Source organism: Sinorhizobium sp. 6-70, from assembly GCF_030124375.1.
Lineage (GTDB): Bacteria > Pseudomonadota > Alphaproteobacteria > Rhizobiales > Rhizobiaceae > Sinorhizobium.
Map to the genome: position 1 here is coordinate 155,753 of NZ_JASKLS010000002.1, position 25,403 is coordinate 181,155.

At 59.4% G+C, this 25,403-nt stretch carries 24 protein-coding genes; 20 read left to right on the plus strand and 4 right to left on the minus strand.

Annotated features, from left to right (window positions below; all coding sequences use genetic code 11):
• Positions 1 to 36: 36 nt before the first annotated feature.
• The 4 genes from QN222_RS04575 to QN222_RS04590 all read left to right on the plus strand — a co-directional run bounded on the left by QN222_RS04575 (position 37) and on the right by QN222_RS04590 (position 5,428).
• Complete coding sequence (locus tag QN222_RS04575; RefSeq protein ID WP_283961973.1) at positions 37 to 624, plus strand: TetR/AcrR family transcriptional regulator; 588 nt, start codon at positions 37 to 39, stop codon at positions 622 to 624.
• 170 nt (positions 625 to 794) lie between these two features.
• Entirely contained in the window at positions 795 to 1,121 is a 327-nt protein-coding gene (locus QN222_RS04580) for a hypothetical protein (RefSeq protein ID WP_283961972.1), read from the plus strand.
• Positions 1,118 to 4,261: a multidrug efflux RND transporter permease subunit gene (locus QN222_RS04585; protein WP_283961971.1), complete on the plus strand. Its 3,144-nt coding sequence runs from the start codon at positions 1,118 to 1,120 to the stop codon at positions 4,259 to 4,261. Before QN222_RS04580 ends, QN222_RS04585 begins: the two co-directional genes overlap by 4 nt.
• 15 nt (positions 4,262 to 4,276) lie before the next feature.
• Positions 4,277 to 5,428, plus strand: coding sequence for an efflux RND transporter periplasmic adaptor subunit (locus QN222_RS04590; RefSeq protein ID WP_283961970.1), 1,152 nt, complete (start codon positions 4,277 to 4,279; stop codon positions 5,426 to 5,428).
• A gap of 85 nt (positions 5,429 to 5,513) precedes the next feature.
• On the opposite strand, the gene QN222_RS04595 is transcribed toward QN222_RS04590, so the two are convergent.
• Positions 5,514 to 6,431, minus strand: a complete 918-nt coding sequence (locus QN222_RS04595; protein WP_283961969.1) for a LysR family transcriptional regulator — start codon at positions 6,429 to 6,431, stop codon at positions 5,514 to 5,516.
• Between the two features lie 144 nt (positions 6,432 to 6,575).
• Here QN222_RS04595 and QN222_RS04600 point away from each other — a divergent pair, with 144 nt between their 5' ends.
• The 4 genes from QN222_RS04600 (at position 6,576) to QN222_RS04615 (ending at position 9,849) form a co-directional block, all read left to right on the plus strand.
• Positions 6,576 to 7,394 (plus strand): ATP-binding protein, encoded by an 819-nt coding sequence (locus QN222_RS04600; RefSeq protein WP_283961968.1) that lies wholly within the window; start codon positions 6,576 to 6,578, stop codon positions 7,392 to 7,394.
• Positions 7,395 to 7,513: 119 nt separating this feature from the next.
• On the plus strand, positions 7,514 to 8,146 hold the full coding sequence (locus QN222_RS04605; RefSeq protein WP_283961967.1) for a response regulator transcription factor: 633 nt from the start codon (positions 7,514 to 7,516) through the stop codon (positions 8,144 to 8,146).
• Between the two features lie 403 nt (positions 8,147 to 8,549).
• A complete protein-coding gene (locus QN222_RS04610) occupies positions 8,550 to 9,029 on the plus strand; it encodes a carboxymuconolactone decarboxylase family protein (RefSeq protein ID WP_283961966.1) in 480 nt (159 codons plus the stop codon).
• A gap of 61 nt (positions 9,030 to 9,090) precedes the next feature.
• Positions 9,091 to 9,849: an SDR family oxidoreductase gene (locus QN222_RS04615; RefSeq protein ID WP_283961965.1), complete on the plus strand. Its 759-nt coding sequence runs from the start codon at positions 9,091 to 9,093 to the stop codon at positions 9,847 to 9,849.
• Between the two features lie 266 nt (positions 9,850 to 10,115).
• Here the strand turns inward: QN222_RS04615 and QN222_RS04620 are convergent, their stop codons facing one another.
• Positions 10,116 to 10,859, minus strand: coding sequence for an SDR family oxidoreductase (locus tag QN222_RS04620; protein WP_283961964.1), 744 nt, complete (start codon positions 10,857 to 10,859; stop codon positions 10,116 to 10,118).
• Positions 10,860 to 11,287: 428 nt separating this feature from the next.
• Between QN222_RS04620 and QN222_RS04625 the strand changes: the two genes are divergently transcribed.
• Positions 11,288 to 12,262, plus strand: coding sequence for an alpha/beta hydrolase (locus QN222_RS04625; protein WP_283961963.1), 975 nt, complete (start codon positions 11,288 to 11,290; stop codon positions 12,260 to 12,262).
• A gap of 283 nt (positions 12,263 to 12,545) precedes the next feature.
• Here QN222_RS04625 and QN222_RS04630 read toward each other — a convergent pair whose 3' ends face one another.
• Positions 12,546 to 12,965, minus strand: coding sequence for an Rrf2 family transcriptional regulator (locus QN222_RS04630; protein ID WP_283961962.1), 420 nt, complete (start codon positions 12,963 to 12,965; stop codon positions 12,546 to 12,548).
• A gap of 105 nt (positions 12,966 to 13,070) precedes the next feature.
• Between QN222_RS04630 and QN222_RS04635 the strand changes: the two genes are divergently transcribed.
• From QN222_RS04635 to QN222_RS04685, 11 genes are all read left to right on the plus strand, one after another.
• Positions 13,071 to 13,742: a DUF1971 domain-containing protein gene (locus QN222_RS04635; RefSeq protein ID WP_283961961.1), complete on the plus strand. Its 672-nt coding sequence runs from the start codon at positions 13,071 to 13,073 to the stop codon at positions 13,740 to 13,742.
• A 29-nt stretch (positions 13,743 to 13,771) separates the two neighbouring features.
• Entirely contained in the window at positions 13,772 to 14,986 is a 1,215-nt protein-coding gene (hmpA, locus tag QN222_RS04640) for an NO-inducible flavohemoprotein (RefSeq protein WP_283961960.1), read from the plus strand.
• A gap of 418 nt (positions 14,987 to 15,404) precedes the next feature.
• Entirely contained in the window at positions 15,405 to 16,034 is a 630-nt protein-coding gene (wrbA, locus tag QN222_RS04645) for an NAD(P)H:quinone oxidoreductase (RefSeq protein WP_283961959.1), read from the plus strand.
• Positions 16,035 to 16,085: 51 nt separating this feature from the next.
• Positions 16,086 to 17,252 (plus strand): VOC family protein, encoded by a 1,167-nt coding sequence (locus tag QN222_RS04650; protein WP_283961958.1) that lies wholly within the window; start codon positions 16,086 to 16,088, stop codon positions 17,250 to 17,252.
• A 42-nt stretch (positions 17,253 to 17,294) separates the two neighbouring features.
• On the plus strand, positions 17,295 to 18,413 hold the full coding sequence (locus QN222_RS04655) for an iron-containing alcohol dehydrogenase (protein ID WP_283961957.1): 1,119 nt from the start codon (positions 17,295 to 17,297) through the stop codon (positions 18,411 to 18,413).
• Between the two features lie 41 nt (positions 18,414 to 18,454).
• Positions 18,455 to 19,723 (plus strand): amidase, encoded by a 1,269-nt coding sequence (locus QN222_RS04660; RefSeq protein ID WP_283961956.1) that lies wholly within the window; start codon positions 18,455 to 18,457, stop codon positions 19,721 to 19,723.
• 29 nt (positions 19,724 to 19,752) lie between these two features.
• Positions 19,753 to 20,631, plus strand: coding sequence for a tryptophan 2,3-dioxygenase family protein (locus tag QN222_RS04665; RefSeq protein WP_283961955.1), 879 nt, complete (start codon positions 19,753 to 19,755; stop codon positions 20,629 to 20,631).
• Between the two features lie 51 nt (positions 20,632 to 20,682).
• The gene (locus QN222_RS04670) at positions 20,683 to 21,138 is read left to right on the plus strand and encodes a CBS domain-containing protein (RefSeq protein ID WP_283961954.1); all 456 of its coding nucleotides are present in this window, start codon (positions 20,683 to 20,685) and stop codon (positions 21,136 to 21,138) included.
• A 103-nt stretch (positions 21,139 to 21,241) separates the two neighbouring features.
• A complete protein-coding gene (locus QN222_RS04675; RefSeq protein WP_283961953.1) occupies positions 21,242 to 21,874 on the plus strand; it encodes a glutathione S-transferase family protein in 633 nt (210 codons plus the stop codon).
• Between the two features lie 31 nt (positions 21,875 to 21,905).
• Positions 21,906 to 22,712 carry a nitroreductase gene (locus QN222_RS04680; RefSeq protein ID WP_283961952.1) on the plus strand — a complete coding sequence of 269 codons (807 nt, stop codon included), beginning with the start codon at positions 21,906 to 21,908 and terminating at the stop codon, positions 22,710 to 22,712.
• A 162-nt stretch (positions 22,713 to 22,874) separates the two neighbouring features.
• Positions 22,875 to 23,792, plus strand: a complete 918-nt coding sequence (locus tag QN222_RS04685) for a LysR substrate-binding domain-containing protein (RefSeq protein ID WP_283961951.1) — start codon at positions 22,875 to 22,877, stop codon at positions 23,790 to 23,792.
• A gap of 582 nt (positions 23,793 to 24,374) precedes the next feature.
• On the opposite strand, the gene QN222_RS04690 is transcribed toward QN222_RS04685, so the two are convergent.
• A complete protein-coding gene (locus QN222_RS04690) occupies positions 24,375 to 24,767 on the minus strand; it encodes a response regulator transcription factor (protein WP_283961950.1) in 393 nt (130 codons plus the stop codon).
• Positions 24,768 to 25,403: the final 636 nt, after the last annotated feature.

Sequence of the window (25,403 nt, forward strand, 5' to 3'; positions counted from 1 at the left end):
GGCGTTCTTAACAGTGTCAAGATTACGGTCAGAGGAATGAACTCGAAAACACCAGCTCGAGGATATCACCACGGTGATCTACGCTCCGCGCTGATCGAGGCAGGATTAGTGCTGCTCGAGCGCGAAGGCCCAGCAGGAGTAAGTTTGCGTGCCGTGGCGCGCCAAGCTGGTGTCAGCCAGGCCGCCCCTTACGCGCACTTCGTCGGCAAGCGCGAACTGATGTCAGCCATTGCCGCCGTGGGGTTTTCTAGGCTACGCGAGATGCTTGCGCCGCTTGCATCCGATCCCGCACGCAGTATCGGTGACCTTGGCGTTACCTACATCGAATTCGCGAAAGCCAATCCTGGCCTTTACACGCTGATGTTCGGATCCCGCGAACACATCGACAGCGGGGACGTGCATTTGTCTCAAGCCAGTCGCCAAGCCTTTGAACTTCTTGCCATGAAGGCGGGGCGGAAAGGACCGAATGCAGTTGACGATCCCGGCCCGATCGCCGCCTGGTCCTTGGTGCATGGGCTCGTGATGCTTCTGATGAACGAGAAGATCCCAGCCGGAATTAACGAGCGCCTACCAGAAATCCTTCGGCTGCTGGAGCCGGGAATCGCCGAGCACACTCGCGCGTGAGGTCACTTGTCATCAGGTTCCGCCGGCCTATTTCCGCACGGATAGACGGATAGACGTTGACCGTGGACGGTGTCACGGATCGGTCGAGGGGCATCAAGGGCAGGCGATTTTCTCGGACGCTTCCGAGCGTGACGACAACCGTACGAAAAAATTTCTGGCACAATGTCACAATGTCGGTTCGCCCGATCGTCAAACGTCTAATTAACGACGATGCAGATCGCGATTGGTGTTGCTGGAGCCTTGCGATGCGCAAGCTGGATAGGCCGACGGCGGGAAAACTTCTTACCGACCGGATAAACCGCGTGTCGGTGACCGCGGAGAAGCTCGATTTCGGCGCGTTGAGGCCGCCCCGCAAAGCGCCTGCGAATGTCGCCCCTGCCTCTTTCCGGGTCGATGACAAGGTCGGACCGCGCGATATTCAACGATGCCATCGGCCGTTAACGGCCGGCGCGGCCTACGCTGGCGCCCGCGTCGTACATGGATTGATCGAGCCATGATCGAGTTCTTTATCCGCCGACCGATTTTCGCCTCTGCTATCGCCATCGTCATGACGCTTGCGGGCGCCATTTGCTATTTCCTGCTGCCGGTGTCGCAGTTCCCGGACATTACGCCGCCGCAGATCGTGGTCTCCGCCAACTATCCGGGCGCCAGCGCCCAGGTCGTCGCCGATACCGTCACTACACCGCTCGAGCAGCAGATCAACGGCGTGCCGGGCATGCTCTACATGTCTTCGACAAGCTCCAATGACGGCTCTTCGAGGATCATCATCTCCTTCGACGTCGGCTATCCGATCGACGTCGCGGCGCTCGACGTGCAGAACCGCGTTTCGCAAGCGGCGTCCTCGCTGCCGGCCCTGGTCAACCAGAGCGGGGTGACGATCGCCAAGCAGATACCGAACTTCACCGTGCTGGTCAGCCTCGATTCGCCCGATGACACCGTCGATTTCGCCTCCGTCAGCAACTATGCCTACCTGCAGATCCTCGATCCGCTCAAGCGCCTGCCGGGCGTCGGCGATGTCCAGCTCTTCGGCGAACGGCGTTACTCGATGCGAGTCTGGCTCGACCCGGACCGGATGGCCAATCTGGGCATCACCGCCGTCGACGTGCAGAACGTCATCGAGGAGCAGAACGTCCAGGTTGCCGGCGGAAAGATCGGGCAGTCCCCGGCGCGGGCCGGCACACCCTTCGAGATGCAGATCAATGCACTCGGGCGGCTGAGCGATCCTGAGCAATTCGGCGATATTGTGCTGCGGGCTGACCAAGACACGGGGGCGACGATCAGGCTGCGCGACGTGGCACGCATCGAGCTCGGCGCCCTGCTCTATTCGTCATCGGTAACCTTCAACGGCAAGGAGAGCGTCGTCCTGGCAGTGTTCCAGGCGCCTGGATCGAACGCACTCGATCTCCAGAGCCGGGTCAAGGCCAAGATGGACGAGCTGTCGCAGCGCTTCCCCGAAGGTATCGCCTATCACATGTTCTACGACACCACGCGCTTCGTGTCCGCGGCGATGCAGGATGTGGTGATCACGCTGGTCGAGGCCCTGGCCCTCGTCATCGCCGTCGTCTTCATCTTCCTCCAGAACGTGCGCACCACGATTATCCCGACGATCGCCATTCCGGTGTCGCTGATCGCGACGCTCATCGTCATGTACCTGCTCGGCTTCTCGCTGAACATGCTGAGCCTCCTCGGAATGGTGCTCGCCATCGGCCTTGTGGTCGACGATGCGATCGTGGTGGTCGAGAACGTCGAGCGACAGCTAGAGTCCGGCCTGCCACCGCTTGCCGCGACGCACAAGGCGATGCAGGAGGTGACGGGACCGATCATTGCGACGACCGCCGTGCTTCTGGCCGTCTTCGTGCCGGTCGCCTTCATTCCGGGCGTTGCGGGAAGCCTTTACAATCAGTTCGCCCTGACGGTCGCGATCTCGGTTGCGTTCTCCGCTTTCAATTCGCTGACGCTCAGTCCCGCGCTCAGCGCCGCGTTCCTGCGCCATCGCGGCGCGGCGCGGTTCGTGCTGTTCCGTTGGTTCAACACCGGTTTTCACTGGCTCTCGCATGCGTATGCGCACAGCATTGCGAGACTCGTCCGGTGGCGTTGGGCGCTGTTCGGGCTCTTCCTGATCGCCATCGGTTCCACCTACGCATTGTGGCAGCGCATCCCCTCAACCTTCCTGCCGGTCGAAGACCAAGGATATTTCTTCGTGGTCATCCAACTCCCCGACGGCGCATCGATAGAACGAACCGAAGCCGTCGCGAGGCAGTCGGAGAAAATCCTGCGCGGCACGGCCGGCGTGGATTTCGTCGGCTCGGTAGTGGGCTTCAATTTCCTGAGTTTCGCAAGTCAGTCGAATTCCGCGGTGCAGTTTGCGGTCCTGAAACCGTGGGACGAGCGGCCCCCCGAAGAGGGCGCGTCGGCGCTACGCGAAGCGGTACAGCCGCTTCTCTTGCAGATCCCCGACGCTCTCGTGCTCGCCTTCGATCCGCCGTCGATACAAGGGCTCGGCGCAACGGGCGGTTTCGAATTCCAGGTCGAGGACCTGGGCGGCCACAGCAGCGTGGCACTGAACGACGCCACGCAAGCCCTGATCGCCGAAGCGCGTAAGCAGCCGGAAATCAATCCGCACCAGCTCTTCACTGCGTTCAGCACGTCGAGCCCGCAATTCAACTATGACCTCGACCGGGACAAGGCAAAGCAGTTGGGTCTCAACCTGCCGGATATATTCAACACCTTGCAGATCTATTTCGGCTCGCTTTATGTCAACGACTTCAACCTGTTCGGTCGCACTTTTCGTGTAACGCTGCAGGCCGATCAAAGCGCTCGCTCCAATCCCGGCGACATTTCCCGGCTTTACGTGCGCAATTCGGCGGGCGACATGGTGCCGCTCAGCACGCTCGGCTCGCTGAAGCCGACCGTCGGCCCCGAGACCGTCAGCCACTACAACAACTACCCGGCGGCGCTCATAAATGGCGCGGCCGCGCCGGGCTACAGTTCGAGCCAGGCGGTGGCCGCGATGGAACGCGCGGCCGCGGCCACTCTCCCGCGGGACTTCGGCTTCGAATGGACGGGCATCACCTATCAGGAGATCAGGGCGGGATCGATCGCCGCGCTCGTCTTCGCGCTGGCAATCGTCTTTTGTTTCCTGATCCTGGCGGCGCAGTATGAAAGCTGGTCGATGCCCTTCATGGTGCTGCTTTCCGTGCCGCTCGCCCTCCTCGGCGCCCTGCTCGCCCTGTGGCTGCGCGCCATGCAGATCGACGTCTACTCGCAGATCGGCTTCGTGATGCTGGTTGGCCTTGCCGCGAAAAACGCTATTCTGATCGTCGAGTTCGCCAAGCGCCGCCGGCAGGAAGGCCTGGACATCATCACGGCCGCCGCCGAGGCGGCCCGCCTGCGGCTACGGCCGATTTTGATGACGGCATTCGCCTTCATTCTCGGCGTCGTCCCGCTGATGTACGCGACGGGTGCCGGTGCCGCCAGCCGGCAGTCGATCGGCACGACGGTGTTTGGCGGCATGCTCATGGCAACCGTCCTGACACTTATTTTTGTCCCGGTTTTCTATGCTGTCATTGAGCAATGGCGGGAGGGGTTTTCGGCGAGCCCTGCCAAGGGGCAGCGAGAGCCCGAAGCGGCGGAATAGGGACTGGAGCTTGATATGCGCGCTTTGAAACTTGGCCTTGCAGCAGCAGTCGCGATCGCGGCTCTGGCTGCGGCCTATTCGTACACTGGCGGCAGGTTTGACCTCAAAGGCGGTGACGCGGGGGCTGCGGTTGCGACGGCACCTCCTGCCATGCCCGTTCCCGTCGCCGCGGTCGTCAAGAAGACGATCCCCATTTACCTCGAATATTCCGCACGGACCGAATCAATCCGCAACGTGACGCTCCGGGCCAAGATCTCCGGCTATATACAGTCGCAGGAAGTTCCCGACGGGTCCGACGTCAGGCAGGGCGAGCTCCTCTACCGGATCGACCCGCGCGACTACGAGGCCGAGCTCGATCAGGCGAAAGCCCAGATCCAACGTGACGAGGCATCGCTCGCCTATCTTCGCAGCAATCTCACACGCGGCAACGAACTGGCCACGACAGGCTATCTGGACAAGGACAGCTTCGACCAACGCGCAAGCGCCGTGCGCCAGGCGGAGGCTGCCCTCGCCATGTCGCGGGCGGCGGTTCGCACCGCCGAGATCAACCTCGACTACACTGAAATCCGGGCGCCCTTTGCAGGGCGGCTCGGGCGAAACCTGGCTCCCGAGGGGACGCTGGTCAGCGACACGGCCGGCACGCCACTCAACAACCTCGTGCAACTTTCGCCAATCTATGTCTCCTTCAATCCGAGCGAACCCGAGCTCGCGGACATTCAGAAGGCACGGGCGGCCGGGCGGGTTCAGGCCGAAGTGTTTCTGCCGGGTGACAGCGAGCCGCGTAACCGCGGCGATCTGACCTTCATCAACAACGCGGTCGAGCGCAGTACCGGCACGGTCGTGGCGCGCGCGACGATCGACAACACCGATTTGACCTTGCTGCCCGGCCAGTACGTCCGCGTCCGCCTGCGCGTCCGGGACGAACCGAACGTGCTCATGGTGCCCGAGACCGCACTCGGGTCGAGCCAACTGGGGAAATATGTCTATGTCGTCGGCAAGGGCGACGTTGTCGAGCAGCGGCTGGTTTCCCTCGGCCCCAGCAATGGCGGCCTCGTGGGCCTGTCATCCGGCGTTTCGGAAGGTGACAAGGTGATCGCCGGCAACCTGCAGAAAATCTTCCCCGGTGCGCCGGTCAAGCCGATCCCGGCCGGCCAGGCGCAGAAATAGCCTGAATGAGCCTGTCGGCCGTTGGACTCTGTCCGCGATGGTCCCGGACCTATGGCTAGTAGCGAAGCCGACGTCTTCTCTGGCGTTATCGGACCCTTTCCTGGCGTGGATCATGAAGGAAAGGTTTGATCTGCTCCGCCACGAAGTCCATAAACAGTCGCGCCCGCAACGGTGGCGTCCTGCCAAATGCATGAAGAAAATGAAGTGGCACGCGTTTGAGCGGGCGTGAGGGCAAGACGACTTCCAACCGGCCCGCATTGATGTCGGCTTCGACGACGCAACGCAGGAGATAAGCCACTCCAACTCCGTTTAACGCCGCGACCCGAAGTGCGAACCCGCTGTCCAGATCAAGACGGCCCTCGGGTTCGATGATTTCACCGTCCAGAAACCGGATCAGAAAGGGCCGCCCGCCAAGGACGTAGCGTAAGTGATTTGCGCGACCGAGTTCATCGATGGAGGCGGGACGCCCGATCGCGCTCAAGTACTCCGGCGACGCCACCAGAACCATCGGCAGTTCGCCGAGCGTGCGGAGATTGAGTTCGCTGTCATCGGGCGAACCGGCGCGCAATGCCAGATCGTAGCCCTCGCGGATCAAGTCCACACGACGATCCGCCCACCCCACTTCCAGCCTGATCTCCGGGTGGGCGCGCAGAAAATCGGTTGTAAGCGCATCCATCAAAATTCTTCCGAGCTCGCTTGGCATCGTCACGCGCAGCGTGCCGCGAGCGGTGGAGGCCGAACGAACCACTTCCTCCGCATTGTCGAGGCCGCGAAGCAACGGTACGATTCGCTCGTAGTAGGCCGTCCCTTCGACGGTTAGCGTGAGCGATCGCGTGGAACGCCTGAAGAGTTTAGCTCCAAGGCGCTGTTCCAATCTGGCGACACTCTTTGAGATCGCAGATGGAGTGGTTCCCAGGAGCTTGGAAGCCGCGCTAAAGGAGCCGGTCTCGACGGCCAAAACGAAGGCCGACAACCCGGCAGTCTTATCACCAATAATCGCCATTACGGACATCCCAGCACAATTGCTGTGCTGACCTAGGCACTTATGAGCCGGATTGTCGAGGGTGTAATGAGTATTGGCTTCAAGCTCCGCGGGCGCACTGCCTAACCCACTCAGCAAAGGATGGCCGTGCCTGGAACGAAACAGATGAATGATTCCACTGACGTACAGCTATCAAATGCTCGCCCTATTCAATTGATCGGAGGTACAGAGCAGCGCCGCATTGAACAGCAGTTGAGACAGATAGAGACGGATTTCGCCCATGCGGCACGGGTGTCGGCACTCGGCGAACTCGTGACGTCGATAGCTCACGAAGTGCGCCAACCGCTCTCGGTCATCGTTACCGACGCTGACACAGGATTGAGATGGTTAGGAAGAACCGACCCCAACGTGGCGAAGCTTCAGCAACTTGTTACACGGATAAAGGAAAATGCGCTCCGCGCGAACCGCGTCATACAGCGCATCAAAGACATGGCGGTCCGCAGCGATCCAGTCAGACAGGCCATCGACATCAATGAGATCGTCAACGAGGCCGTTCTGTTTGTAAAAGCAGAGATCGAAGCCCGCTCTATCTCGCTGCGCCTTCAGTTGGCCGAGGAACTGCCGAGCATAACGGGCGATCGGGTTCAACTGCAGCAGGTTGCCGTCAATCTCCTGATCAACAGCATCCAGGCAATCACTCAACGGGCTGCGGAAGAGCGAGAAATCGTCGTCGACACCTCGCAAGCCGAAGGAGAGACCGTTTCGCTGACGATACGCGACACCGGCGGCGGTATACCCGCGGCAGTTCTCGAGCGGGTGTTCGAAGGCTTTTTCTCCACCAAGCCCGATGGCATGGGCATGGGTCTGGCAATTTGCCGCTCAATCATAACCGACCATGGTGGTATGATCAGGGCTGCCAACTGCGAGCCACATGGCGCAGTATTTCGGGTGCTGTTGCCTATGGGCGCGCCGACGGGGGCCTAATCGCTCCCGCAACCAACCCCCGGGCGGACTAAACCATTGTATACTTTGAAACAGGATGCCTCCCGAGACAATTCGAGGCAGAATGCAACTTCCGTTCCGGCATTCGAGGAGAACGCAAGATGTCGACCGCACGCAAAATCGAAGACGCCCCAGTCGAAGAACAAGTTGTGGTTGTGATTGACGACGATGCCGACATACGTCTCTCTATGACAGATCTATTTGAATCCGTGGGCATTACATCATCTTCTTTCCGCGATGCTCTGGATTTCATCGAGAATGGTTGCCTCAGTACTTCCGGTTGTATTGTTCTGGATGTTCGTATGCCAGGAATGAGCGGCATCGAGTTTCAATCCCGGTTGGAGGATCTGGGATGCCAGACTCCAGTCGTTTTCGTTACAGGCCATGGCGACGTGCCAATGAGCGTGACGGCAATGAAGGCGGGCGCGGTAGACTTTCTGCTAAAGCCCTTCACCAATGAGGAACTGCTTGACGCAATAGGCAGGGCTTTCGAGACGGATCGGTGCAGACGACAGGATGCCGTCGTCAGGAATGCTATCAAGCAGAAAGCATCGACGCTGACGCCTCGAGAAAAGGAAGTAATGCAGCACGTCACCGACGGCCTTATGAACAAGCAGATAGCCTATGAGCTCGGGATCAGTGAGATCATGGTCAAGATTCATAGAGCCAGCGTGATGCGAAAGATGGAAGCCCGCTCATTGGCCGACCTCGTGAAAAAATCAGAGCTTATCTAATCCTTGCCACCATAAAGACGACGTCCGAGAACAATTGCTCGGCATCACCGTTTTCTCGAGACGGCTGATTTACGCGACCCACAACGTGGCCCGTCGGAGACGCCGGCCAATCGGGCTTGACCCAACGATCCGTTGCGGAGCGCTGCAGCGCGCCTGATACGACACGCGGCGCTGCAGTCATTGGTCGGGATACCGAACCAAAGGCAACTGCTCTCATCACGCAATAATCACCTCCAGCCGCTGCAATCTCGTGTCCACGAAGGCCTGGAAAGTGGATCCTAAACCAATGTTTAGGATCCACGGGGAGAGCGTTCCAACTACTATCCGTAACGTTCCAAAAGCTCCCATGTGCCGGCCGGTATTCAGCCGGCATCCATAGGCGAATAAGCAAGGTAAGGTTTCAATGACACAGCGACTGAACTACGCACAGCAGTCCCCCGAGCTCTTCAAGAAGTTGATGGAGCTCAGCGCCGCAGTGAACAACAGCGTCATCGACCAGAAGACCCGAGACCTGGTGCAGATCCGGGCCTCGCAGTTGAACGGGTGCGCCTTCTGCCTGGACATGCACGTCAAGGAAGCAAAGATCCACGGCGAAAGCGAACTGCGCGTCCACCATGTTGCGATATGGCGCGAGTCCAACCTCTTTGCCCCTCGCGAACGGGCAGCGCTCGCCTGGACGGAAGTGCTGACGAACCTGCCAGCCGGCGGCGTTCCGGATGACATCTACGAGCGTGTCCGCGGCCAGCTCTCCGAGAAAGAGATTTCCGACCTGACATTTGCGGTCATGACTATCAATGCCTGGAACCGAGCCAGCATCGGGTTCAAGGCCGTGCCAGGATCAGCCGACAAGGCATTTGGCCTCGACAAGGCCGGCTTGAACTAGCTCGTCTCGCTCTCACTTGCTCGACTCCAAACGCGACTTGAGCTGCAACCGGAGGTACATTATGAAAATCGTCATTATTGGTGGGACCGGCCTTATCGGTTCGAAGACTGCCGATCGCTTGCGCAAGCGCGGTCACGAAGTCATCGCTGCGGCACCAAATACGGGCGTCAACACGATTACCGGCGAAGGGCTCGCCGGCGCACTTAAGAATGCCGAAGTCGTCCTTGACCTCGCAAACTCCCCATCATTCGAGGACAAGGCCGTACTCGAGTTCTTCGAGACATCGGGCAGGAACCTGTTGGCCGCGGAGCAAGTCGCAGGCGTGAAGCACCACATCGCTCTGTCCGTGGTCGGCACCGAACGCCTGCAAGAAAGCGGCTATTTCCGCGCCAAGCTGGCGCAGGAAAACCTGATCCGGGCATCCGGCATTCCTTATACGATCGTGCACTCCACGCAGTTCATGGAGTTCGTCAACGGGATCGCCCAATCGGGTACCGTCGGCGACACAGTACACTTGTCGCCCGCTGCCATACAGCCGATCGCCTCGGACGATGTCGCGGACGCAATGACCGACGTGGCGCTGGGCCAACCGCAGAACGGGATCGTCGAAATCGCCGGTCCTGAGCGTGTGAAGCTCAGTGATTTGATCGGGCGTTATCTCAAGAACATGAACGACCCGAGAAAGGTGGTAGCAGATCCGGAGGCACGCTATTTCGGCGCGCGTATCGACGACAATTCTCTCGTTTCGAACAAGAGTCCACGCCTTGGTCGGATTACATTCGAACAGTGGTTCGCCGCCCAACCGAAGAAAGTTGCATAGCGATCATGGTTCGAGAGCCCCGTGCGCTCAATTGAACGCACAAAGGATGCCCTAGAACTTTGATTCTATAGCATATTATCCGCTTTCAAGTAACTCCATTTGAAAACGGGATGCTCTCGACACGAACAGACGAGAACTGCTTGTCCAACGACGCGCTATTGGCCGCGAGCACAATGTTCGCGGCCAATTTCCTTCCTTCAACTATTCGGACGATGCACACGCGCCAATGCATCCAGTCACGCTGGGCAGGAAGGGAGGAGCCGATCTCAGACGACCGAAAGTCCTCCATCGACCGACAGAATTTGGCCGGTCGTCCATGCCGCCTCCGGGTTCGCAAACATTGCTATCCATTGCGCGACGTCGTGCGGTGTGCCGCGACGCTTCAATGGGATCAGATTGCGCTCATACTCCTTGACGTTCTCCGCCTCTTCGGCAGTCAATCCCATCATCCCCGTCAGCGCCCCGGATTCTGTCGGCCCGGCGGCAATTGCATTGACGCGCACTCCATGGGCTGCAAGTTCAAGCGCCCAGCAGCGCGTAAGATGCTCGAGCGCCGCCTTGCTCGCCGCATAGTGCGAGAAGCCCGCAGCAGCCTTGTGCCCATAGGTGCTGGAGATGTTGATGATCGCTCCGCCCTTCCCGCTCAAGTGCGGAACGGCTGCGGCGGTCAAAAGACTTGGACCCACCACGTTGACAGCGAAAATGTCGTTTATGCGCTCCTCCGTTGCCTCCGCGAGCGGCATAATGCCGCCTGCTCCGGCGTTGTTGATCAGAACGTCCAGCCTCCCCCAAAGACCGATTGCTTCGTCGATCGTCCGCTGGACGTCGGCCGCCTTCGCTACATCGGCAATAATGCCTCTGATATTTTCCGATTGGGCGCAGACTTCATCAATTCCTGGCTGACGCCGTGCCGTTATCAGGACACGGGCGCCGAGTTTTGCTAATGTAATAGCTACTTCGCGTCCGATGCCAGAACTGCCACCTGTTACGATTGCGACTAGATCGCGCATCACTAAACCTCTCAATTTGCTGAATCATGAACGTCATTGGCAACAATTGAGCTTTGCCAAATGAGCGATTTGCTGTTCATTCCTGCTGACAGGAGCCAGACTGATCTATCATAAGCAGGGGTTTTTATTAGCCGTCCGCTTGGCACGTCGCCTTTGCCGCTTTGTCTTGAATGACTTCGACTAAGCGGCGTGGCTCGGCTCTCCTCTTGGCGCAGTCTCGACGACGACACGCTGCAGCGACCTGGCCGAGATAAGGCGGGCTCACAGGGACTGTCGCTCGTCTCCATGGGTACCCAAACCTTTGTACATCTACAGTCGGCGAGCCCGGACGTTCATTTTCGCAAGCGCCAACGACGTCGTGGGCAGCATAAGCACGAAAACCGTCCAACATACATCGACGCTTTGTTTTGCCGATGTAGGAGAAAGCAATGGATCCCAATACCACCCAGACCACTCGCCGTGGGGCAATGACCGCCGGGCTCGCCCTCGCCACTGCAGCAGCTCTTCCCGTGACGTCGGCGACACCAGCCTCAGCAACAACAGCTTCTCCCTCGGGGAGCGGCACGTTGCGCGCGAACAGAGTCGCCACCGCCGACGGCGTCGAGATCTTCTACAAGGATTGGGGCCCGAGGAGCGGGCAACCGATCATGTTTCATCACGGTTGGCCGCTCAGCTCTGACGACTGGGATTCACAACTGCTTTTCTTCATGGAGAAGGGCTATCGAGTCGTCGCTCACGATCGACGTGGGCACGGCCGATCGAGCGACGTAAACGACGGCCATGATATGGACCATTACGCCAGCGACGCCGCGGCCGTGGTCGAGCATCTGGATCTTCGCGATACGATCCACGTCGGTCACTCGACGGGAGGTGGCGAAGCAACCCGCTACGTTGCCCGCCACGGCAATGGGCGCGCGGCCAAGCTGGTTCTCATTGGTGCAGTCCCCCCGCTTATGGTCAAGACGCCGGAAAACCCCGGTGGCCTGCCCATCGAAGTCTTCGACAGTTTCAGGAAGGCGCTGCTGGAGAACCGCAGCCAGCTTTACCGGGATTTCGCAAGCGGACCGTTCTACGGATACAACCGACCCGGCGCGATCCCGTCGAATTCGGTGGTCGAGAACTGGTGGCGGCAAGCAATGATGGGCAGCACAAAGGCCCAGTACGACGGAATCAAGGCATTCTCGGAGACCGATTTCACCGAAGACCTCAAGATCATCGACGTGCCGACACTCATCATGCACGGCGACGATGACCAGGTCGTTCCCGTCACCGACTCCGCCCTCTTGTCCGCCAAGCTTCTCAAGAACAACGTACTCAAGGTGTACAAAGGGCTTCCCCACGGTATGGCGACGACCCACGCCGAGATCATCAATCGGGACATCCTCGAATTTATCAGCGCGTAACTCGGCGATAGCGTAACTACAGCCCCCAGTGATGCTGGGGGCTCCGAATTACCGATGAACGCGATTTGCGGAGCACTCGAACCAGCCGAGATGCCAGTCAATCCGCTCCGCCAGTCACGCCAGGCGCCCCTTCTCGGGCGCGTTCAGTCAACTGTCTGACTGTCAATTCATCCTGGCTGTCACGTCATCCAGGCGAACGACCACTTTGCCTCGACGTCGACGATGATCGCAGGATCGAGAGCGAACGATCAATCGCCGCTTCTCCCCCCTCCCTCACGGCCGGCTATGCCGCCTGCAGCAACACCTGGAGGTCGCGTCTTCGTCGGAGAAGATCGGCGATGGTGTATTTCTCAAACACTGAGACAAAGGCTCTCGTTGCCTCCGAAAGTATTGGCGGGAGACTGCAGGCCGGAGCTATCACGCAGCCGAAACACTCAATGAGGTCAGTCAGGCCCTCGGTGTGTCTGAGGAGGGCGCCGAGGTTTATTTCGTCTGCGGCCCTGGCAAGCTGGATGCCACCATTCCTTCCGCGCGTCGATTTGATGAATCCGGCGTTCGCAAGGTCCTGCACGACCTTCATCAGGTGGTTCTGAGAGATGTCGAACGCTTCCGCGATCTCACGTATGGAGCAGACGTCGGCCTCGCGTGCGCCCAGGTATGTCAGCGTCCGGATCGCGTAGTCCGTATATCGCGTCAGCCTCATATCCCCACCTGCGTCAAAACGCCTGCCCGAAAAAGATGTATTTGGATAGCATCTTTTTGCGCGGCGCAATAGATGTATCTCAGAAGCATGTTATGGAGACTTGCGGTGGAAAGAGAAAAACTCGACGAGCGCGAAATTCCGAAAATTCTGGCGCGGTTTTACGAGCGCGTGCGAGCCGACGCCGAACTTGGACCGGTCTTCGCCGTCGTCGCGGATTGGGACGAGCACCTTGGCCGGCTGTCGGAATTCTGGTCGTCGGTGATGCTGACGACAGGCCGGTACAAAGGAAATCCAGTCTCCATGCACATGATCCACGCCGAACGGATCCGTCCGGACATGTTCGATCGCTGGCTGGCTCTGTGGCGTCTGACGACCTCCGAGATGTTGCCGCAGTCCCTGGCGATTGAGATGCAAGCCAAAGCCACGCGCATCGCATCGCGGCTGTTGCGCGCAATTTACCCGCAGGCACCACAAGCCCGCTCGAAGCAACCGACCAACGCGGAGGAGCCCTGCAGTCCGTACCGGATCACCTCCGCGTTCGACGAGGTTTCTTTACCTCAAGCCCTGCTTCGGTCGCATACGCTCAAACCCGGGACCTGGGGTGTAATTCGCGTCCACGGCGGCGCAGTGAAGTATCGCGCCGATGGCGCGACACACGCGATCCTTCTTGATCGCGACAGACCGGGGATCGTTCCCCCGGAAGTTCCCCATCGCCTTGAGCTTACGGGGCCCGTCAAGCTGCAGATCGAGTTCTACGATCGCAACCCAAGCATTTGAAATCCGCTAAGAGAAAGAAAGGACCTCTTATGCCACGTCCGCTGTCACCGCAGACAATCGAGCTCGTGAAACAGAGCGCGCCGGCGCTCGCCGCGCATGGCGCCGAAATCACCAAGCGCATGTATACGCTGCTCTTTCAGGATGAGCATATCCGAGCACTCTTCAATCACGCCAATCAAGGTGAGAAGGGATCGCAGGTGCACGCGCTTGCCGCCGCGATCCTCGCATACGCCGAGAACATCGAAAACCTGGCTGTACTCGGTTCGGCCATCGAGCGCATCGCGCACAAGCATATCGGCTATCACATCCTGCCCGAGCACTATCCGTTCGTGGCCAAGGCGCTGCTTTCGGCGATAGCAGATGTTCTTGGAGAAGCGGCCTCTCCTGCCTTGCTCGACGCCTGGGGCGAGGCCTATTGGTTCCTCGCCGATGTGCTGAAGGAGCGCGAAGCCGAGATCCGCACCGACCTCGACAGTAGGGTGGGCGGCTGGAATGGATGGCGAACATTCGCGATAGCCGAGAAGCGGAAGGAGAGCGACGTTGTGACGTCGTTCATACTTCGGCCGACGGACGGCCGACCGGTCGTCAGGCACAGGCCGGGTCAATACCTGACATTCCGTTTCCGCCTCGCCGACGGTTCGGACGTGAAGCGCAATTACTCGATTTCCTGTGGTCCCAACGACGAGTACTACCGGATTTCCGTGAAACGTGAAGCGCAGGGTCAGGGCGGTTCGAAATTTCTGCACGACCGCGCAGAGGTCGGCGCCGTGCTCGAGGTCACCCCTCCCGCAGGGGACTTCTTCCTTCCGGAAGAGCCGAGCCGGCCGGTTGTTCTTCTGTCGGGCGGAGTTGGACTCACGCCGATGGTGAGCATGCTCGAGGCAATTGCCTCGGACTATCCGGAGCTCGAGGCCCACTACGTTCACGGTGCGCTCAACAGCTCAACGCATGCGATGGACCGCCACGTTCGATCGCTCGCCAAAACACACGGCGGTGTCACGGTCCGGACATTCTATAGCGACCCCGGCGCGGCGGATGCTGTGGGCTATTCGCACGACCATGATGGCTTCATCACGGCAAGCTGGCTGCAGGAGAATACGCCCTTCGCGTCGGCGGACTTCTACCTCTGCGGCCCCAAGCCCTTCTTGCGCTCCCTGGTCGGTGATCTGGCCCGCGCTGGAGTTCCGAGTGAACGCGTTCACTTCGAGTTCTTCGGGCCCGCAGACGAACAGATCGCTGCCTGATGCCTCCGCCGGGGCTGCACAAGCCCCGGCGCCCCCGCAGGTCTTTATCACGTTCCCGGGACCGACGGTTCGGAACACCGCCGCGTTCGATATCTACGGATGGTCGGCCTGGACCTGAGCGGTGAAATGACTTCCCCCTAATCTCTCTTGCCCTTCGATCACGTCAGTGTTTTATCGCTGGCCCGTGTCCAGGACATGCCCGCTGGGAATGCGGCCGCATGAATTCAAGATGTGATTGTCGGAATCGGGCGCTCTCGATCGTCCAAGCCGTTGAACGCTAGGTTCCGAAACCAGAGGCTTCAGCTGCGCAAGTATAATCGTACCCTGAATGAAGCACCGCACTGGAGTAACCAGCGCTATTCGACGAGCAATTCCTGAGGAAAGCGAAATCGCTCCTCGAGATCCGTGAGGCAGGGTAATGACCAAAGTACTGATCGTTTTTTATTCGCGCAATGGTTCTACAGAAGCCTTGGCTAACGCAGTGGCCGAAGGCGCACGCCGGCAAGGCGCTGAGGTCCGCCTGCGGCGCGCCCGCGAGGTTGCCCCGCCGGAAGTGATCGCTTCAGTTCCTGGCTGGGCTGAAGCGGCAGGCGCTATGAACGACAGGTTCGAAGCCCCTACCGAGGCCGACGCCGAGTGGGCTGACGCGATCGTCTTCGGAACGCCGACACGCTTCGGGTCCATAGCGTCCGAATTGAAGGCATACATCGACAGCCTTGGCGGACTTTGGTTTCAGGGCAAGTTGAACGGCAAGGCCGGTTCCGTTTTTTGCTCGACGTCATCGAAGCACGGCGGAAACGAGGCGACATTGCTTTCGATTTACGCTCCCATGGCCCACCTCGGCCTCATCATCGTGCCGCTTGGTTATGCGGACCCGGCAATGTTCAAAGCCGGAACACCCTACGGTGCGACCCATGTATCCGCGCTCGATACGCTGAAGCCGGACGAGGAGCACCTTGCAGTTGCCGAGTTCCAGGGGCGGCGGGTCGCCGAGGTCGCTCGCGCGCTGATCGAAAATCGATCTCAGCAAGCCGAAGCCGCCGAGTGACGTTCGCTTAGGAGACGAACGCACCAACAAAAATCAAATGAGGTGGAACAAATGAACCAGATGGTTATCAATGGCGTAAACAGCCAAACATTCGTCGCGGCAAATATCCGGCGAACCGAAAAGTTCTACACGGATGCCCTCGGGCTCAAAGTGGTGAAGCGGACCGTCCATCATCTCGATGAGCGGCTGCCGGTGGTCACCTTCGGTTTTCCGGGCTTTCCCGGCGAGCCGGCCCGCGGCGAAACCATCACCTATATCGAGTGGAACCCGATTTTCTACATGATGCCGGAAAAGGGCTTCGTCGACCCGGAGGCAACACACCGCGGCGTCAGCTCGCCGCGCGTCGGGGATCCCAAGGGGCGCTGGGGGGCGGGCACGAACCATCACCTTGCGCTGCACGTTCCGGATCGAAACGGTCTGTTGAAATGGAAGCGCCGGCTCACCGATCTCGGCGTCCATGTCACCGGCCCGTACAACCGGCACTATTTCCACGCGATTTATCTTCGCGATCCCGATGGCGCAATCATCGAGATCGCCACCAGCGAGCCGGGCTTTGGCCATGACGAGGCGGTCCTCGGCTCGGGGTTCAGAGCGCAGCCCAAGGAGAATTTGATCGGAGGACGCGACGAACTCAGCGTGGCTGCGGAGACCTGGCCGGAACCTGTCGAAAGCATCACTCCGCATTTTGCGCTGAGGGGCTTCCATCACATCACGTCAATCTCGGGCAATGCGGAAAGAACCGAGAAATTCTTCGTCGAGACGGTCGGGTTGCGCCTCATCAAGAAGACCGATTACCTGGACGAAAAGGGCGGAACGCATTTCTACTACGCCTGTGACGACAACCTCTCGCCCGGCTCCGTTCTGACGTTCTTCGGCTTGCCAGGCTACAAGTCCGGACGCCTGGGGACCGGCCTTTCGCACCACTTCACGCTTCAGGTCGAAAACGACGCCGCACTGAAGCACGAGCACGGGAGGCTCCAAAGACTGGGGATCGACGTCTCCGGCATTCAGAACAGTCTCTATTCGACGCTCTTCCACTTCCGCGACCCCGACGGACACATCTGCGCGCTGTCTACTCCGTCGAACTATGCGACGGACGAAGATGCCGACAGGCTCGGTGAGAAGCTGTGCCTCAGCGAAGAGTTGGAGAAAGACCGGACGGCGATTGAGCGTCACATCGCCTACCGTCCGGCCCCTGTGCCGACCCTGGAAAATTGATCCAGGGCACACTCACTGCTCTATAGCGACAGGAAACTCGTCATGAATGAGCTGCGCCTTCTGCCGCAGGATGTCGTCTGCTGGGGACACGGCATACTTCCCAGCGCGCTCGCGAGCCTGAACAATAGGGGCGTACAGTCGCCGATCCTCTTCAGCATTCCGGAACTGGCGGACATAATAGAGGCCCGCATAAGGCCCGCACTGCCGGTCTCCTCCGGCCGCTACCTGGATTTTCCGCCGCATGTGCCGGACATCGCCGTGGAGGCGGCTCTGGATGCCGTCCGCCAGTGCCAAGCGAAATCAATCATCGCTCTCGGCGGGGGATCGGTTCTCGACGCCGCCAAGGCGGTTTCGCACATGCACTTCCTGCGGTTCGGCTCGTATCTGCCGATAGCAGCACTTCCGACGACCCTTTCGGGCTCGGAGTTCTCGCATTTCTTCGGCATCACCGAGACGAACCGTGAGGACAAGTTCAAGCGCAGCTACGCGGTGCGCGAGACGACGCCCAAGATGGTAATCCTGGATCCCATGTTGATCGTCGGAACACCCCGGTCCCTGCTTCTGTCGTCGGCGATCAAGGGTCTCGATCACGCGATCGAGGGCATGCGCAAAATCGATCCTGATCATCCACATGCCATAATTGCCGCGCGCGGCGTTTCCCGGTTCCTGGCGATTCTCAGGAGATGGCCGAAGGACGCTACGACTGCTGAGGCGCTCGCTTCCGGTTCCGTTTCGATGGAGGACCTGCTTCAGCTGCAGTTGAGCGCATGGCACTGCTATTTCTATCCTGCCTCGGTCGTTTACGGCTTGAGCCACCGCATCGGGCATATCCTGGGTGGGACGTTCGGCCTTCCGCACAGCATGACGTCCTGCATAACGCTCGCTCCGGTTATCGGGGCATGCGCGGAATACTACGGCGACAAGCTCGACGGTTTCACCCAACTGTCCAACAACCATTCCACCGCGGAAAGCCTGTCCGAGGCCATCGCCAGCGTTGTACGACACCTCGGCCTACCGAGCCGGATCGGCGATTTCGGACTTGAAAGTTGTGCGCTGCCAAAGGTTGTAGCGATGCTTCAGGAACATTACCGCGAAGAGGTCGGCGACCTGGGCGACCAAGCCGAGAGCAAGCTCTTCCGGCTGCTGGAGAACATGTGGTGAGCTCGGGCGCTCTTCAGCATATCCGATCAACTGAGCAACCGGTGGCGGCCGTTAAGATCGCGATGGAGCGCGCGCGGGCCTGTCGCGCCGAAATAAACGCATTTGTCACGCTATCCGACGTTGCCGAGGTTCAGGCTACCGAAAGCGAACGACGCCGAGCCGATGGAACGGCGCGCCTGCTCGAGGGAGTGCCGGTCGCGGTGAAGGACCTCATCGATACGAAGGATATCGAAACGAGCTATGGCTCGAAGGTTTACAGGGGCAACCACCCCACCCAGGATGCCGTCGTCGTGGATACATTGCGCCGAAATGGCGCGATCGTCATTGGCAAGACGACGACACACGAGTTTGCCTGGGGCGTCACGACAGAGAGCGACGAATTCGGGGATACGCTAAACCCGTGGGACCTGACGACCATCCCCGGAGGGTCGAGCGGCGGAGCCGCCGCGTCGATCGCCTTCGGCGCGGTCAGCGCAGGTCTTGGAACGGATACCGGTGGATCGGTTCGAATTCCGGCGTCCCTTTGCGGCGTTGTCGGTTTCAAGCCCTCCTTTGGCCGGCTGCCGACCACCGGGGTCTTTCCGCTCGCTCCCTCTCTGGATCATGTCGGCGTCTTGGGCGCGACAGTCGGAGACATCTCGCGACTGTCGGCTGCCTTCGGCATCGAGACGGCGCATCGGACGTCTGCGCCACCTGAATTGCTCGCGGTCAGAGAGATGCCAACGGTTCCGCTGGACGAAAGCGTAGCCCTTGCTTTCGATGTCGCCCTCGACCGCATCTCCGCACAGTTCCCGCTGGAGCTCGCGGCCTCAGCCACAGTATTCGACAACGCGTTCGACATATTTGCGCACATCGTTCGCTTTGAGGCGGGCGCGATACATCTTGCGCGTCATGACGTGGAATTCATCCGCGCCAACTACTCCGCCGAGAGCTGCGAGAGAGTGGAAGCGGCACTGGACCTCAAAATCCACGATTATGCCTATGCCCAAGGCCAGCGCCGCTGCTTCACCAACAGGCTATCGAATTTCCTGGACGACCGCGACTTCCTGCTGTTGCCGACGACGCCTTGCACCGCACCGAAGCTGCGCACGCGCACGATGGCTATCGGCGAATGGACCGGTACCGCACGGGAAGCGCTTATGACGTATACGTGCCCCTTCAACCTGTCCGGCTGTCCGGCGATGTCGGTGCCGCTTCGGCACCCATCACTGCGGCTGCCCGTAGGTATGCAGATTGTCGGAAAGCGCGGTCAGGACGAGAGTCTGCTCGAGTTCGCACGCTGCATCGAAAGCATCATCAAAGCCGAATGAGCAGGAACGCCAACGCGAGAGGAGACGCTATGTTGGACCATCTTGAAAATCGCAATTGGCCACAGGGCACTCCCGAGGGCCACACCCCTTACAGCGCATGGCTCAAAGTCGATGAACTACATGCCCTGCAGCAACCCGTGGGCGACCATCCCGGCGAGTATGGCTTCATTGTCACGGTCCATATCTCCGAGCTCTGCTGGATGTTGATCATCCGCGAAATCGAGGCGGCGCAACGGCAACTGCGCGAAGACAAGCTGAGCGACGCCATCAAGACATTGAAACGCGTGGTCAGCCACCACGCGCCACTCAATGCGACCTGGAAGTCAATCTCCTGGATGACGCCGGCGGACCTCCTTGCCATGTTGTCCATGGTGGTGGAGAAACACGGCCAGGATACCGCCCTGCAGGGCTGTACCTACCGCAGGATGGTCTATCTGCTCGGCATCAAGCAAGCGCACCATCTGCAGCACTTCGAGCCGCAGCCACATCGCTGGCAGGAACTGAAGGCAGTGCTCGAGTCACCCGGCCTTTACGATGATGTCCTCGCCTACCTCAACCGTCGCGGAAAAACGGTGTCCGCTTCCGTATTGGACCGCGATTTTTCGCAGCCCTACCAGCCAAGCAAGGACGTGGAAAAGATCTGGCGCGATATTTATTCTTCGCCGGAAGACGAGGACCTCTGCCAACTCGGCGAGGTACTGACTGACATCGCGGAAGAGTTCACCAACTGGAAGTACCACCACCTGATGGCCACGCGGCGGACGTTCGGCCAAAGAGCGGCATATTTTGGCGAGGAAGGCATCTCGTGGCTCACCCCGACACTGGAGGAGTTCCCATTCCCCGAGCTCTGGAGCGCCAGGACCTGCATCGGCGATCCACCAGTCGGATGCCCCCATCACAAGGCTTAAGCAAAAGCGCGAAGTGCTGAGCTTACCGCAAGTGAGATCTATCAGCGTCAGTTGAGTGCCGAAACCGGGAGGTTGGCAGATGTCAGTTCTTTCGATCCTGAGGGAGAAAAGCGGGTTGTCGTTACCGGAAAACCGCCCACCCCGGTCATAGAGATCTGCCAACTTCTTCGTGACCATCGGATCGGCGCGGTGGTCATCGTGGATAACGATAATCACATCGAGGGAATATTCACGGAAAGGGATGTCGTTGCATGCATTGCCGAGAACGGTATCGAGGCTCTGACGCAGCCGGTAAATACATACATGTGGCGCAACGTACATTCCTGTCAGCTTGATACGACCATCGGTGCCGCGATGGATACGATGAACCGGAAGCGCGCGCGGCATCTGCCCGTCGAGCACGATGGTAAGCTCGCCGGAATTGTTTCGATTGGTGACGTTGTGAAGCACCAGATACGCGCGATGGAATGCGAGGCCGAGTTCATTCGATCCTATATCGCCGGCTAGTTGGGCCGGCCAGCAACATTACTCAGATCCCGGCATCCGCCGTAGCCAACCGCTCGCGGAATCAATACATTGACGGGCCGAGCAATCTATTGCGAGGCCATCGATGCTACGCCTTTATGACAGCCGCTATTCCGGAAACTCATGGAAGATCCGGATCCTGCTGAATCAGTTGGCCATCCCGTTCGAGCGGATAACGCTGGACCTTGAAAAGGGTCACACGTCCGACCCGCAGTTCGTATCCAAGAGCAGATTTTCCAGGGTGCCTGTCCTGGAGCTCGAGGACGGGCGCACGATCGTCGAATCCGCGGCCATCCTCTTATACCTCGCGGAAGGCACAAAATACCTGCCGACTGACCGGTTGGAACGGGCCGAAGTTTTCACCTGGATGTCCTTCGAGCAATGCGACCTGCAGCGTGCCTTGCCGCTGCCCCGCATGTACCACCTGCGGGGACTGGCCGACCGGATGGCGCAGCAGATCGAGCGTCTCCAGGTCGACGGATATCATAGCCTCGAGAAGCTAGAGCGATGGCTGGGACAGCACGCCTGGCTCGTCGGCGATGGTTACACGGTCGCAGACCTCGCCGTCTTCACATATGTCAGTCTGGCCCATCAAGGCGGCTATGATATGGGCAGGTTTCCCGCCATTGCGCGGTGGCTTGCCGATGTCAGAAATGTCCCCGGGTGGATCGATCTCTTCGACGTATCAGCCTACTCGAAATCCCGGGAATGGAACTAGGCCTCCGCATCGTTCGCGATCCGTGGACAATGTGTGCAAGACGCAAACCTTCTCACTCCCCCCTTTGAATTTTACTCTTTGTTTGTCTCCCACAAGCAAGAAAACAAGGGGAATAGAGATGAATGCATCGCTTCAGCAGGCAAGCCTCGACCCAGCGTCTGCGGCCCATTTTGTCGACCAGGTCATGACCGCTCGGACCGCCAAACGCGGCTTCCTTGACACACCTGTCTCGATCGAGTTGGTTCGGGACATTCTTTCCGTCGCGCGCTATGCACCGAGCTCGAGCAATACGCAGCCTTGGCAATGCTATGTCCTTGTCGGCGAAGCTCGTGAGCGGATTACTTCGAAGGCGGTCGATATTTTCCGGGCTGGCCCCGAAAAGCTCCAGCCCGAGTATCCTTTCTTTCCTCAGCCGCTGCACGAACCCTTTGCCGCTCGATTTAATTGCTTCCGAGGGCGACTCGGTGACGCCGTCGGCGTGCCCCGCAGCGACAAATACGGCCGCCTGAAGGATGTTGAACGCCAGTTCCGCTTCTTCGAGGCTCCAGTCGGGTTGATCTTTACAATGGACCGCGGTCTGGAGTTGGCGAGCTTCATTTGCTACGGCTGCTTCCTCCAGAACATCATGCTTGCGGCCAAGGCGCGCGGGCTTGACACGTGCGCGCAGCAGATCTGGTCGTTGCAGCACGCCCTGCTGCGAGAGGAACTCAAGTTCGATGACGGCCAAATGGTGGTTGCGGGCATGTCGCTCGGCTACGCCAACAACGCACTTGCCGAGAACAATATGTGTCTTGAAAAGCTGCTCGTCGACGAATTCACGATGTTCGTAGAACAATAGCCAGACGCTACGCTACTACGGAGCCGATCGGCCTCCGTGGTAGCGGTAAATAAACGTACACGCGCCTTCACAAAATCGGGGAATGGACAATAATCCATCGGCTCAACTTTTGCCCGCAATGGGGAAAACGCCAGCCTCCGCTCCGAAACAGTGATGTTCTTTATGTTAGATCTTCGTGATGTATTCTATTACGTGCAGGTTGTTGATCGCCGGGGCTTCACGGCTGCTGGCAGAAGCCTACGGTTGCCGAAATCGACGCTGAGTCACCGGCTGCGTGAACTCGAGGCCTCCCTCGGCGTTCGTCTCCTCAACAGAAACTCCCGCCAGTTCGGAATGACCGAGGTGGGGAAGGAATTCTACCAATATGCCGTCCAGCTCTTGAAAAGCGCCGAAGTCGCCGAAGAGGCGATGCGCCAGCGCTTGAGCGAACCGAGCGGGACAATTCGGTTGACGACTGCCGTGGAGATCGCCCAGTTCGCTCTCAGGGACCTGCTCCCGGTCTTCCTCAACCGCTATCCCAGGGTGAACATCGTTGAGATCGCGACTGACCAATATGTGGACATCGTAGGAGAGGGGTTCGATCTGGCGCTCAGGGGTCACACCATGCCATTGCAGGACTCGACCTTGGTGCAACGAGCCATAGCGCACGTTCCGTGGTACCTGTTCGCCAGCCCGCAATACCTCGAGACGAACGGCACGCCTGCAGAGCCAGCGGCGCTATCGGACCACGCTACGATCTCGATCGTCAGCAGGACGTCCCAGACGTGGAACCTGCAGGGATCTCGGGGAGAACAGGTTTCATTGCCGGTTGAGTCCCGCTTCCTCAGCAACAACATGATTGCCCTGAAGGAAGCCGCGTGCGCTGGCCTGGGAGTTGCTGCGCTTCCGGGCTATATCTGTCGCGAAGAGTTGCAAGCCGGGCGGCTCACTCAAATTCTGCCGGGCTGGATTACCGCGGATGCTCGAATGTCGGCGCTCATTCCCTACCGCACCGGTCTGCTTCCCGCGGTTCGGTCGCTTGTAGACTTCCTGGCGGCAGAGGTTCCGAAGATTACGGCCTTCACGCCCTTCAAATCATAGCCCGCTCGATCTGCTTGAATGGCGCAGGCCCAACGGCGACAAGACGGGTGCCGCTCCCGGGACCCCAAACCAACGTTTAGTTACGCACGGATGCATTTCTACGTACTCTAGCAACGTGGCATGCACCATTGACCACAAGGACGGTTCCCCTCCCCGTCCTAAGGCGGCAAGTCCCTCCCCCTTCTCCCCGCCGCGGTGCAGCCAAACTGGCCGCCCCTCTTATAATAAGGGGCGGCCATTTTTCGGCGCCAGTGGGGCATCCGTCCCCGCGAGAAGCACGCTCACACGCAGATCAGCAAGCCACTCCCGAAGACTGCGTTACGCATGGTTCATCTACTCATTGGCACATGCCCGTCGGGATTGTCGTCACGATCGAATGCAGGCGGGCGCTGTTCCGTCAGCAGAGGTAGATCCGGAATCCCGGCATCGGCCTCGCCGAACTTGGATGGCGATCCGCGCATAGCTGCATGATGTCGAGGAATGGATGCGAGCCCATTCCGCACCGGGGTTTTCGGTTTGGGCCGAATGTCCGGCAATCGCCCATTGCCGCGGCGGCGAGGGAAATGCGGTCGGGGTGAGCGGCTAATCCGTATCCCCACCGCCGTTGTGGTCGCCGACTGCGGACTCGAGCAGCGCAACCAGTTGGTCGGAGTCAATGGGCTTGGACAGAACACCTCGGGCGCCACCCTGCCTGGCAGCCGTCGTTAACCGCTGATCACGAAAGGCCGTCATGAATATGAGCGGCGTTCGGACACCCTTACCGTTCAATATTTCCAACAGCTGCAACCCGTCGATGCCGGGCATTTTAACGTCGGAAATAATGCAGTGAATTGCGCACTGGCTATAAGACTCGAGGAACTCCGACGCGGACGGAAAAGCGACGGCTTCGTAGCCCAAGGACTCTAACATATCCTTCATCGATTCGCGGAGGGCGTCGTCGTCATCGATAACAGCGATGGTGCATGATTGACTCAAGAACCTAACTCTAATTCGAAAACTACTTAGGCAGAAGTCTAACCTTCATGCCGTGACCTTCTCAGGCGAAAGCTGCATTCCGTCCAGGCCGGAAGATACAACAAGTCGCCCCCATTTCGAAATGAGTGCTACATTCATCTCTCCGCTCGGGACATCCCTACCAATGGATATGCCGGAATGTGCTGACATCTCACGCCCCGCATGTTGACATGCAGGTCGAAACGATAACGCTGTTTGCCCGCTATTGTTCAGGGCATGGTGCGTTTATTTCCCGACATCCAGGAGACGCGATCAACCTATGCCATACTTCAATCATGTGAATTGCCGGGCGTCCTCCTTCAGTCCCGTCGTAAAACTATCACATCGAGACCCGTATTCCGACTAAACGAAAGTTTAGGTTGTCAAATTCCTGGCCCACACTCCGGCCGCCCATTTGCCCGGCCGACACATCGCCCGGCGCGCGACATACGTTCAGTTTCGTCACGTCGCCCCTGCCCTGCACGGATCCCATGTGGTGCGGCTGGACAACGTCGGGATCAAAACAAGTCGCGTGAGTTCGCCAACCCGGATATTGAAAACAGGTGTTATAAGAAACGCTGATGGGCCCGTAGCGCCAGCGTCTTTTCGAGCGCACAA